This is a genomic window from Streptomyces sp. NPDC004126, from assembly GCF_050275515.1.
In the GTDB taxonomy this organism is placed as follows: Bacteria; Actinomycetota; Actinomycetes; order Streptomycetales; family Streptomycetaceae; genus Streptomyces.
The window spans coordinates 17621-28383 of the sequence record NZ_JBNNPF010000076.1 but is presented as its reverse complement, the minus strand read 5'-3'; the positions used below and the strand labels follow the sequence as shown (position 1 = coordinate 28383).

At 72.0% G+C, this 10763-nt stretch carries 9 protein-coding genes; 4 read left to right on the top strand and 5 right to left on the bottom strand.

The window, feature by feature from the left end; all coding sequences use genetic code 11:
* Nucleotides 1–267: 267 nt before the first annotated feature.
* Both ACQKM2_RS37790 and ACQKM2_RS37785 read right to left on the bottom strand, forming a co-directional pair.
* Nucleotides 268–1056, bottom strand: a complete 789-nt coding sequence (locus tag ACQKM2_RS37790) for an ABC transporter ATP-binding protein (RefSeq protein ID WP_427717965.1) — start codon at nt 1054–1056, stop codon at nt 268–270.
* 129 nt (nt 1057–1185) lie between these two features.
* On the bottom strand, nt 1186–2328 hold the full coding sequence (locus ACQKM2_RS37785; RefSeq protein ID WP_427717963.1) for a PP2C family protein-serine/threonine phosphatase: 1143 nt from the start codon (nt 2326–2328) through the stop codon (nt 1186–1188).
* 117 nt (nt 2329–2445) lie between these two features.
* Between ACQKM2_RS37785 and ACQKM2_RS37780 the strand changes: the two genes are divergently transcribed.
* Nucleotides 2446–3681 (top strand): GNAT family N-acetyltransferase, encoded by a 1236-nt coding sequence (locus ACQKM2_RS37780; protein WP_427717960.1) that lies wholly within the window; start codon nt 2446–2448, stop codon nt 3679–3681.
* A gap of 117 nt (nt 3682–3798) precedes the next feature.
* On the opposite strand, the gene ACQKM2_RS37775 is transcribed toward ACQKM2_RS37780, so the two are convergent.
* Together ACQKM2_RS37775 and ACQKM2_RS37770 are read right to left on the bottom strand one after the other, a co-directional pair.
* Nucleotides 3799–4605: an Fpg/Nei family DNA glycosylase gene (locus tag ACQKM2_RS37775; RefSeq protein ID WP_427717957.1), complete on the bottom strand. Its 807-nt coding sequence runs from the start codon at nt 4603–4605 to the stop codon at nt 3799–3801.
* Between the two features lie 62 nt (nt 4606–4667).
* Entirely contained in the window at nt 4668–5156 is a 489-nt protein-coding gene (locus tag ACQKM2_RS37770; RefSeq protein WP_427717954.1) for a ribose-5-phosphate isomerase, read from the bottom strand.
* A 219-nt stretch (nt 5157–5375) separates the two neighbouring features.
* Here ACQKM2_RS37770 and ACQKM2_RS37765 point away from each other — a divergent pair, with 219 nt between their 5' ends.
* Nucleotides 5376–6851: an amino acid permease gene (locus tag ACQKM2_RS37765; RefSeq protein WP_427717952.1), complete on the top strand. Its 1476-nt coding sequence runs from the start codon at nt 5376–5378 to the stop codon at nt 6849–6851.
* Nucleotides 6852–6924: 73 nt separating this feature from the next.
* Here ACQKM2_RS37765 and ACQKM2_RS37760 read toward each other — a convergent pair whose 3' ends face one another.
* Nucleotides 6925–7509: a biotin transporter BioY gene (locus tag ACQKM2_RS37760; RefSeq protein ID WP_427717949.1), complete on the bottom strand. Its 585-nt coding sequence runs from the start codon at nt 7507–7509 to the stop codon at nt 6925–6927.
* A gap of 281 nt (nt 7510–7790) precedes the next feature.
* On the opposite strand from ACQKM2_RS37760, the gene ACQKM2_RS37755 reads away from it, so the two are divergent.
* Nucleotides 7791–9179, top strand: a complete 1389-nt coding sequence (locus tag ACQKM2_RS37755) for an amino acid permease (RefSeq protein WP_427717968.1) — start codon at nt 7791–7793, stop codon at nt 9177–9179.
* A gap of 161 nt (nt 9180–9340) precedes the next feature.
* On the top strand, nt 9341–10759 hold the full coding sequence (locus tag ACQKM2_RS37750; protein ID WP_427717946.1) for an amino acid permease: 1419 nt from the start codon (nt 9341–9343) through the stop codon (nt 10757–10759).
* Nucleotides 10760–10763 lie beyond the last annotated feature (4 nt).

Below are 10763 nucleotides of genomic sequence, written 5' to 3'. Positions count from 1 at the left end.
GCGGGGCTATTTATAGCCCCGCCGGCGTTTGAGGCGACGGGCGCGAAGCGCCCGTACCGGGGTCAGGGGCAGCGCCCATGGGAACGGTGGAAGGGCGGGTAGGGGACCTCGCCCGCGCAGCGGCACACCCACCCGCACACACCCACCGGCCCCAGCCACCCGAACCGGCCCCGCCCCACACCCGACGGACGGAGTCCGGCGCAGCGCCGCGAAGCCGGTAAGGCCCCCAGGGGCCGAGCCGCGCAAGCGGCGCGTCAAAAAGGGGCATCAGGCTGCCGTGTACGACGGGGTCGGGCGGCCTGCCAGGGCGGTCATGCGGGCGGCGATGGTGGCGGCCGGGCTGCGGGGCAGCCGGTCGGCGATGAGCCCGTCGGCGAGGAAGAGCACCTGGTCGGCGTGGGCGGCGGCGGCCGGGTCGTGGGTGACCATGACGACGGTGGCGCCGAGCGAGTCGACGGCGTCGCGGAGCAGGCCGAGCACCTCGGCGGCGGTGGTGGTGTCGAGGGCGCCGGTCGGCTCGTCGGCGAAGACCACGTCGGGCCGGGTGACCAGGGCCCGGGCGATGGCGACCCGCTGCTGCTGTCCCCCGGACAGTTCGGCGGGCCGGCGCCGGCCCTTGCCGTCCAGGCCGACCCGGGCGAGCAGCTCGGCGGCCCGGGCCCGGTCCTGGCGGCCGCCGCCGAGGCTCATCGGGAGCAGGACGTTCTGCTCGACGGTGAGCGAGGGCAGCAGGTTGAAGGCCTGGAAGACGAAGCCGAGGCGGCTGCGGCGCAGCTCGGTGAGCTCGTTCTCGCCCATGGTGGTGATCTCGGTGCCGCCGAGCCGGACGGAGCCCTCGGTGGGGACGTCGAGTCCGGCGGCGCACTGGAGGAAGGTGGACTTGCCGGAGCCGGAGGGGCCCATCACGGCGGTGAAGCTGCCGCGCGGCAGGGTGAGGTCGATGCCGCGCAGGGCGTGCACGGTGGCGTTGCCGCGTCCGTAGACGCGTCGTACGCCGCTCAGCTCCACGGCGGGTCCGCTCTGCGCGTCGTGCCGCCTGGTCCGCCTGAGCCCCATGGTGTGCCGCCTTCCGTACCGGTGTCCGCTGCTGTCCGTTGGTGCCCCCGACGCTACGGAGGAGCGTGCGGCGGGGGCCATGGAGCGGCCCGGCGGACGGCTGGTGGGGTAATCCCCACCCCGGGGCCGTCAGGGTGAGCGGCGGATGAGGAGCAGGGCGCGGTCGTCGTTGACGTCCTTGGCGACCTTCTCGATGAGGTGCCAGGCGGCGCCGTCCCAGCCGGCGGCGACGTAGCGGTCGGCTTCGCCGGTGAGGCGGTCGATGCCTTCGCTGATCTCGCGGTCGGCGGTCTCGACGAGGCCGTCGGTGAAGAGCATGAGGACGTCGCCGCGCCGCAGGTTGCCCCGGGCGGGTTCGAACTCGGCGCCGTCGTAGACGCCGAGCAGCGGGCCCTCGCCGGTGACCTCCTGCCAGCGGCCGGTGCCGGCCGAGAGCTGGAGGGCGGGGAGGTGTCCGGCGGACAGCAGCTCGTAGTCGCCGGTCTCCAGGTCGAGGACGAGGTGGATGGAGGTGGCGAAGCCCTCGTCCCAGTCCTGGCGGAGGAGGTAGCCGTTGGCGGCGGGGAGGAAGTCCTGGGGCGGGAGGGCGCCGAGGAGGCCGCCGAAGGCGCCGGAGAGGAGGAGCGCGCGGGAGCCGGCCTCCATGCCCTTGCCGGAGACGTCGGTGAGGACGACTTCGAGGGTGCGGCCGCCGTTGGTGCGGGCGGCGACGACGAAGTCGCCGGAGAAGGACTGGCCGCCGGCCGGGCGCAGGGCCATCTCGCGGTGCCAGCCGCGGGGCAGGGCGGGCAGCTTGCTCTGGACGCGGATGCGTTCGCGCAGGTCGAAGAGCATGGTGCCGCCGCGTCTCCAGGGCACGCCGACGCGGCTGCGGAACTGGGCGATGACCAGTCCGAAGAATCCGCAGGCGGCGACGACGAGCACGGTTCCGGGGGTGACCCGGGCGGGGCCCTGGGTGTAGGGGCCGAGGACGAGGGCCTCGACGATCAGGGCGGCCGCGGCGGCGGCGTACAGCCCGAGGAGGCTGGCGGGGCGCAGCAGGAGGCCGCCGGCGACGATGGGCAGGACCAGGGCCGACGGGGAGAACCAGACGGGCATCAGGAGGGTGCCGCAGGCTATGGCGGGGACGGTCAGGAGGAGGCCGGCGAAGGCGAGCCAGTCGGAGGCGTCGCCGCGGAAGTAGTCGACGGCGGATTTGCGCAGGGCTGTGCGCGCCCGGTGCGACAGCATGCGCATCCGGGCCATGAACGTCTCCACGCGTGCTCCGGCCATTGCTTCGGGACCATATCCATCCCGGCTGTGACTGCGCAGGGGGACCCCCGGACCAATGGCACTTCGCGGGGCGAAAACCCTTCGACTGCGGCGGATCGGCCGAGTAAGGATGACCGCATGGCTCTTGAGATGCGGGTTTTGAAGCAGAATGAGTGGGATGCCTGGTTCGATCATCTGGAACTGGCGTTCGGCGGTGTGACCGAACCCGCACCGGCCCGGGAGCTCTTGCGATCGCTTACGGAACCGGACCGCTCCCTCGGCGTCTGGGACGGCGAGGACTGCGTCGGCTCGGCCTCGGCCTTCGGTTTCCGCCTCTCGGTGCCGGGCGGGGCCCTGGTTCCGGCGTCGGGCGTGACCCTGGTGGGTGTCGCGCCGACCCACCGCAGGCGCGGGGTGCTGACGTCGCTGATGCGGCGCCAATTGGACGGCATCCGTACGGGTGAGGAGCCGATCGCCGTACTGACGGCCTCGGAGCCGGAGATCTACGGCCGCTTCGGCTACGGCACCGCCGCGTACTCCCTGGCCGTCGACATCGACACCACCCGGGTACGCCTGTCCGTGCCGCCGGGGACGGACGAGGTGCGGCTGCGGCTCGTGGACCCGGAGAAGTCCCTCGCGGACTGCGAACGGGTGTACGCGGGCCTGGTCGCGGCCCGGCCGGGGATGCTCGCCCGGCAGCCGGGCTGGGAGCGGGACGCGCTGCAGGACGTGCCGGAGCTCCGGGGCGGGGCCTCGCCGCTGAAGTGCGTGGTGGCCGAGGGCCCTGCCGGCGGAGTGGTCGGGTACGCGCGGTACCGGGTCAAGCCCGACTGGGAGCTGATCGGCTCGGACGGCAAGGTCGAGGTCGGCGAGGTGCACGCGGCGGACCCGGCGGCGTACGCGGCGCTGTGGCGCTACCTCTTCGAGATCGACCTGACCTGGCACGTACGGGCGTACAGGCAGCCTGTCGACGACCCGCTGCTGCACCTGGTCAGCGACATCCGGCGGTGCAGGGTGCAGCAGCGGGACGCGCTGCACCTGCGGCTGGTGGACCTGCCGGCGGCGCTGGAGGCGCGGGCGTACGGGGCCGCGGTGGACGTGGTGCTGGAGGTGGAGGACGCGTTCTGTCCGTGGAACGCGGGGCGGTGGCGGCTGACCGCCGGCGGGGACGGGGCCGTGCGGTGCGCGCCCACGGCCGACGCTGCGGATCTGGCACTGTCGGTGCGGGAGCTGGGCGCGGCGTACCTGGGCGGGGTCACGCTGACCTCGCTGGCGGCGGCCGGGCGCGTGCGCGAGCTCCGGGCGGGGGCGCTGCGGGAGGCCTCGCGGGCCTTCGCCGGCGACGTGGCCCCTTGGCTGCCGCACAACTTCTAGGGGCCGGGCGGGGTCCGGTACCGCTGCGCGGGGCTTGCCCCTCCCCGCCCTTCCACCGTTCCCAGGGGCTCCGCCCCCAGAGGCTCCGCGCAGCGGGGCCCCAGGGACACCGCGCGGCTAGCGCTGTTGGCAGGCCGGGCACCAGAAGAGGTTGCGGGCGGCGAGGTCGGCGGTGCGGATCTCGCCGCCGCAGATGTGGCAGGGCATGTTCGCCCTGCGGTAGACGTACACCTCGCCGCCGTGGTCGTCCACCCTCGGCGGGCGGCCCATCGCCTCCGGGAGGTGCTCGTCGCGGACCGTGTCGATGCGGTTCCTGCGTACGCCCTCGCGCATCAGCGCCACCAGGTCGGCCCACATCGCGTCCCATTCGGCGCGGGTGAGGTCCCGGCCGAGCCGGTAGGGGTCGATGCCGTGCCGGAAGAGGACCTCGGCGCGGTAGACGTTGCCGACGCCCGCGACGACCTTCTGGTCCATCAGCAGGGCGGCGATGGTGGTGCGGCTGCGGGAGATCCGGGTCCAGGCGCGGCCGGGGTCGTCGGCGGCGCGCAGCGGGTCGGGGCCGAGGCGGTCGTGTATCGCCTTCTTCTCGCCCTCGCCGATCAGCGCGCAGGCCGTGGGGCCGCGCAGGTCGGCGTAGTGGTCCTCGTTCAGCAGGCGCAGCCGGACCGTGTCGGTGGCCGGCGGGGCCGGGGCGGGGCCGAAGCCGAGCTTGCCGAAGAGGCCGAGGTGGATGTGGATCCAGGCGTCGCCCAGCTCCAGGAACAGGTGCTTGCCGTGCGCCTCGGCGCTCTCCAGCTCGCGCCCGTCCAGGAGTGCGGCGCTCTCGGCGAAGCGGCCCTGGGGGCTGCTCACCCGTACCGGGCGGGCGGCGAAGCGCTCGGTGTGGTCCTGGGCGAGGCGGTGGATCGTATGCCCCTCGGGCACGGCGGCGCTCCTCGATGCGAACGGGGGTGCCGCCGGACGGGTGCGTCCGGCGGCACGGCGTACTACTGGTCCTGCGGGTGGTGGGCCGGGATCGGGGGCAGCTCGCCGGTGGTCTCGTACGCGGAGAGCATGTCGATGCGGCGCGTGTGGCGCTCCTCGCCGGAGTACGGGGTCGCCAGGAAGGCCTCGATGAAGCTGGTGGCGTCCTCCTGGCTGTGCATGCGGCCGCCGACGGAGATGACGTTGGCGTTGTTGTGCTCGCGGCCGAGCTTCGCGGTCTCCACGCTCCAGGCGAGGATGGCGCGGACGCCCTTGACCTTGTTGGCCGCGATCTGCTCGCCGTTGCCGGAGCCGCCGATCACGATGCCGAGGCTGTCGGCGTCCGCGGCGGTCTTCTCCGCGGCGCGGAGGCAGAACGGCGGGTAGTCGTCGACGGCGTCGTAGATGTGGGGCCCGCAGTCGACGGGCTCGTGGCCGTTGTTCTTGAGCCAGTCCACGAGGTGGTTCTTGAGCTCAAAGCCTGCATGGTCGGATCCGAGATACACGCGCATGGGTCGAGTGTGGCATGCGCGGCCTCCGACGACCGCAGAGGGGTGTCGCATAAATCACTTCTAAACCTCAAGTAAACCCAAAGAACGCAGACGGGAGGGGTCGGGACCTTGGTCCCGGACTGGGGGCCTTAGGTAACTATCGGAAGAAGGTCTTCCGTACTGGCCGGAAATCGGGTTTGAATGCCGGAACTCTCCACCCGAGAACCTAAGGATTCGTCCATGAGCACCACGACGACCCTTCAGAAGGCAGGCGGCCCCGGCGAACCCGGTTCCACCCAGCCCTCCGACGGTCTCAAGGCCGGTCTCAAGAACCGCCACCTCTCCATGATCGCCATCGGCGGTGTCATCGGCGCCGGACTCTTCGTCGGCTCCGGCGGCGGCATCGCCAAGGCCGGCCCCGCCATCCTGATCTCGTACGCCCTCGTCGGCGCGATGGTCGTCTTCGTGATGCGGATGCTGGGCGAGATGGCCGCCGCGAGCCCGAACTCCGGCTCCTTCTCCGCCTACGCGGACCGCGCGCTGGGCCGCTGGGCCGGCTTCTCCATCGGCTGGCTGTACTGGTTCTTCTGGGTCGTCGTCCTGGCCGTCGAGGCCACCGCCGGCGCCGTCATCCTCGAAGGCTGGATCCCGGCCGTCCCGCAGTGGGCCTGGTCCCTGATCGTGATGGCCGTCCTGACCGCCACCAACCTCGGCTCGGTCGCCTCCTACGGCGAGTTCGAGTTCTGGTTCGCGGGCATCAAGGTCGTCGCCATCGGCGCCTTCGTCGTCGTCGGCATGCTCGCCGTCTTCGGCGTCCTGCCCGGCTCGGACAACCCGGGTGCCGGCTTCGCGCACCTCACCGACGCCGGCGGGTTCATGCCCAACGGCTGGGGCTCGGTCCTCACCGGTGTGCTGATGGTCGTCTTCTCCTTCATGGGCAGCGAGATCGTCACCCTGGCCGCAGGCGAGTCCGAGGACCCGCGCCGCGCCGTCACCAAGGCCACCAACTCGGTCATCTGGCGCATCGGCGTCTTCTACCTGGGCTCGATCTTCGTCGTCCTGACCCTGCTGCCGTGGAACGACAAGTCGATCGTCGACAAGGGCTCCTACGTCGCGGCCCTCGACTCCATCGGCATCCCGGCCGCCGGCCAGATCATGAACGTGATCGTCCTGACCGCCGTGCTGTCCTGCCTGAACTCGGGCCTCTACACCGCCTCCCGCATGGCGTTCTCGCTGGGCGAGCGCGGTGACGCGCCCAAGTCCTTCGCGAAGGTCAACAAGCGGGGCGTGCCGATGGCGGCCATCCTCGGCTCCACGGTCTTCGGCTTCGTCGCGGTGATCTTCAACTACACCAACCCGGACACCGTCTTCAGCTTCCTGCTGAACTCCTCCGGTGCGATCGCGCTCTTCGTCTGGCTGGTCATCTGCCTGACCCAGCTGCGCATGCGCAAGATCCTCGTCGCCGAGGCCCCGGAGAAGCTCACGGTGAAGATGTGGCTCTTCCCGTACCTGACCTGGGCCACCGCCGCGATGATCACCTTCGTCCTGGGCTACATGGTCTACGACAAGGACAACCGCGAGACGGTGCTGTACTCCCTGCTCGTCGCCGCCGTCGTGATCGTGGTCGGCGTGGTGCGCAACTCGCGCCGCAAGGGCGAGCTCGCGGCCGGGGCTGCCGCCGAGGTCGCCGTCGACGCCGCGGTCGACGTCTCCTGACGCGCCCCCGCACACGGCAGCAGCCCCGGACCGCCCGCTCGCGGTCCGGGGCTGCTGCGCTGAACGGGGCGGCTCAGCCGCGCCGGCCGGCCAGCTTCCAGGCGGCCGGGAGCGCGCCCATGGCCAGCGCGGCCTTGAGGGCGTCGCCGATCAGGAACGGGGTCAGGCCCGCCGCGACGGCCGCGCCCAGCGACATGCCGGTGGCGGCCATCAGGTACGGCACGCCCACCGCGTAGATCACGGCCGAGCCCAGCACCATCGTGCCCGCGGTACGCAGCACCGAGCGGTCGGCGCCGCGCCGCGCGAGGCCGCCGACGAGGGTGGCGGCCAGCAGCATGCCGAGCACGTAGCCGAAGGAGGCCCCGGCCGCGCCGGAGGTGCCGTCCGCGAACCACGGCATGCCGGCCATGCCGGCCAGGGTGTAGAGCGCCAGCGCCAGGAAGCCGCGGCGGGCGCCGAAGGCCGTGCCGACGAGCAGGGCGGCGAAGGTCTGTCCGGTGACGGGGACGGGCGAGCCGGGGACGGGCACGGAGAGCTGCGCGGCCAGGCCGGTGAGCGCGGCTCCGCCGACGACGAGGACGGCGTCCCTGACGCGGCTCGCGGGCAGCAGGTCGGCGAGGACGGCGCCGGGCCGGAAGGAGACGGAAGCGGTGCTCATCGAAGGCTCCGGGGGGTGGGTGATCGGGCAGGACACCGCGACGTTAGCCGTCGCCGCACGGCCGCCCCCACTACCGACCGGGACAAAGCCATACTGTCCGGTTTGGTGGAGACCGCACAAAGGTGCCGCCCTACACCTGAGTTGAAGTGATCCCGATCACGGGCCACATTCGACGACACATCCTTTTTGCTCCCCGGGGTCCACTCCAGCGAGACTGTAGGTTCCCGCCAATCCCCCCGGATATCCTGCGTCGCTTGCCTACCGAGAGTACGAATCTGCTCATGCGCGAAGACCTGTCCGTCACCGGGAGCGAGCTGCCCCCGGAACCCCTGAGCCACAGCCTCAAGCAGCGGCACCTGACCATGCTGGGCCTCGGCGGCGTGATCGGCGCCGGCCTGTTCGTCGGCTCCGGCGCCGGCATCGGGATCGCCGGCCCCGCGATCATCTGCTCGTACCTGCTGGCCGGCGTGCTCGCCATGCTGGTGATGCGGATGCTCGGAGAGATGTCCGCCGCGATGCCCGCCTCCGGCTCCTTCTCCGTCTACGCGGAGAAGGCCCTCGGGCGCTGGGCCGGCTTCTCGGCCGGCTGGCTGTACTGGTTCCTGCTGGTCGTGGTGCTCGCCGTGGAGGCGACCGGCGCCGCGAACATCGCCCACGGCTGGGTGCCCGCAGTCGACCAGTGGCTGTGGGTGCTGATCTTCATGGTGGTGTTCACCCTCAGCAACCTGGCCGCCGTCCGGAACTTCGGCGAGTTCGAGTTCTGGTTCGCCGCCCTGAAGGTCGGCGCGATCGTGCTGTTCCTGATCCTGGGCACCCTGGCGATCTTCGGCCTGCTCCCCGACACCGAGCCGGTGGGGATGGCCAACCTGACCGGGCGGGGCGGCTTCTTCCCGGCCGGGATCGGCGGGGTCATCGCCGGCATGCTCGCGGTGGTCTTCGCCTTCGGCGGACTGGAGGTCGTCACCATCGCGGCCGCCGAGTCGGACGACCCGGCCAAGTCCGTCTCGCGCGCGGTGCGCAGCGCGGTGTGGCGCATCCTCTTCTTCTACGTCGGCTCGATGCTGGTCATCGTGACCCTGCTGCCGTGGGACTCGCTGAAGCCGGGTGAGAGCCCGTACGTGGCCGTCCTGGACTCCATCGGGATCCCGGCGGCCGGCCAGATCATGAACATCGTGGTGTTCGTGGCGCTGCTGTCGGCGCTGAACGCCAACCTGTACGGCTCCTCGCGCATGGTGTTCTCGCTGGCCGAGCGGGGCGAGGCGCCGAAGTCGCTGCTGAAGGTGTCGGGCAGCGGGGTGCCGACGCGGGCGGTGCTCGCGTCGGTGGCGTTCGGCTTCGTGTCGGTGGTGCTGAACCTGCTGTGGCCGGACACGGTGTTCCTCTACATGCTCAACGCGGTCGGCGCGGTGCTGCTGTTCGTGTGGGCGCTGATCGCGGTCTCGCAGCTGCGGCTGCGGCCCCGGCTGGAGCGGGACATGCCGGAGCGGCTGACGCTGCCGATGTGGGCGTTCCCGTACCTGACGTGGGCGGCGCTGGCGGGGATGGCGGCGGTGCTGGTGCTGATGCTGTTCGACGACTCGGCGCGCCCGCAGCTGCTGTGGTCCTCGGGTGCGGCGGCCGCCGTGCTGCTGGTGGCGTGGTACCGGGAGCTCCAGGACCGGCGGTCCTGACCGGCCGGCGGTCCCGACCGTCCGGCAGACGCGGCGCAGGCCCGGGACTTCGGTCCCGGGCCTGTTCCGCTTTCCGGGGCGGGCGGTCACGTCCGGTGAGAGCGGTGTCCGCATAATGGACGTCCGACGTCCGATAAACGGACGATCGGCAGACTGGCCCCATGAGTCAGAGCACCACCACCGCACCTCCCGAGCAGCGGGGCACCGACCGCCCCGCGCCCGCGCAGGCCGATGCCCCCCTCGGCAACGGCCTCAAGCAGCGCCACCTCTCGATGATCGCCCTCGGCGGGGTCATCGGCGCCGGCCTCTTCGTCGGCTCCGGCGCCGGCATCGCGGCCGCCGGTCCCTCGATCGTGCTGGCGTACGCCGTGTCCGGGCTGCTCGTGATGTTCGTGATGCGGATGCTCGGCGAGATGTCCGCCGCCAATCCGGCCTCCGGCTCCTTCTCGGTGCACGCCGAGCGGGCCATCGGACCCTGGGCCGGCTTCACCGCGGGCTGGATGTTCTGGACCCTGCTGGTGGTGGGCGTCGCCATCGAGGCGATCGGCGCGGCGCACATCCTGGCGGGCTGGTTCCCCGGCACCCCGTCGTGGATGTGGGTGCTGGTGCTCATGGTGGTCTTCACCGTCGCCAACCTGGGCGCGGTCGCGCGCTTCGGCGAGTTCGAGTTCTGGTTCGCCGCCCTCAAGATCGGCGCCATCGGGCTCTTCCTGGGCCTGGGCGTGCTCGCGGTCCTCGGCCTGCTGCCCGGCACCTCCTCCCCCGGCGCCGGCAACCTGCTGCACGACGGCGGCTTCCTGCCCAACGGCGTCGACGGCCTGCTCGTCGGCCTGCTCGCCTCGGTCGTCGCGTACGGCGGCCTGGAGACGGTGACCATCGCGGCCGCCGAGTCCGAGGACCCGGTCAGGGGCGTGGCCAAGGCCGTGCGGACGACCATGTGGCGGATCGCGGTCGTCTACGTCGGCTCGATGCTGGTGATCGTCACCCTGCTGCCCTGGAACGACCCGGCCGTCACCGAGCACGGCCCGTACGCGGCCACCCTGGACCACCTGGGCATCCCGGCCGCCGGCCAGATCATGAACGTGGTGATCCTGATCGCCCTGCTGTCCGCGATGAACGCCAACATCTACGGCTCCTCGCGCATGGCCTACTCCCTGGTCGCCCGCGGCCAGGGCCCGAAGGCGCTGGGCAAGGTCTCCGGCGGGGTGCCGCGCCGCGCGGTGCTGGCCTCCGCGGGCTTCGGGTTCGTCACCGTCCTGCTGTCCTACTGGTACCCGGACACCCTGTTCGCCTGGCTGCTGAACATGGTCGGCGGGGTCATCCTCATCGTCTGGGGCTTCATCGCCGTCTCGCAGTTCGTGCTGCGCCGGCGCCTGGAGCGCGAGGCCCCCGGGAAGCTGGTCGTGAAGATGTGGGGCTTCCCGTACCTGACCTGGGTGGCGCTCGCGGGCGTCGCCGGCGTGCTGGTGCTGATGGCCCTGGGCGAGGACACCCGGACGCAGGTGGTCTTCACCGGCGGGCTGACGGCCGCCCTGGCGGCGACCGGATACGCGATGCAGCGCCGGGCGGCGCGCGGCTGACGGC

What these genes read in the sequence shown, in the direction of transcription:
- ACQKM2_RS37785 (WP_427717963.1), bottom strand. Translation starts at nt 2,328, where the DNA reads ATGGCCGGAGCACGCGTGGAGACGTTCATGGCCCGGATGCGCATGCTG.
- ACQKM2_RS37760 (WP_427717949.1), bottom strand. Translation starts at nt 7,509, where the DNA reads ATGAGCACCGCTTCCGTCTCCTTCCGGCCCGGCGCCGTCCTCGCCGAC.
- ACQKM2_RS37755 (WP_427717968.1), top strand. Translation starts at nt 7,791, where the DNA reads ATGCGCGAAGACCTGTCCGTCACCGGGAGCGAGCTGCCCCCGGAACCC.
- ACQKM2_RS37780 (WP_427717960.1), top strand. Translation starts at nt 2,446, where the DNA reads ATGGCTCTTGAGATGCGGGTTTTGAAGCAGAATGAGTGGGATGCCTGG.
- ACQKM2_RS37765 (WP_427717952.1), top strand. Translation starts at nt 5,376, where the DNA reads ATGAGCACCACGACGACCCTTCAGAAGGCAGGCGGCCCCGGCGAACCC.
- ACQKM2_RS37790 (WP_427717965.1), bottom strand. Translation starts at nt 1,056, where the DNA reads ATGGGGCTCAGGCGGACCAGGCGGCACGACGCGCAGAGCGGACCCGCC.
- ACQKM2_RS37770 (WP_427717954.1), bottom strand. Translation starts at nt 5,156, where the DNA reads ATGCGCGTGTATCTCGGATCCGACCATGCAGGCTTTGAGCTCAAGAAC.
- ACQKM2_RS37750 (WP_427717946.1), top strand. Translation starts at nt 9,341, where the DNA reads ATGAGTCAGAGCACCACCACCGCACCTCCCGAGCAGCGGGGCACCGAC.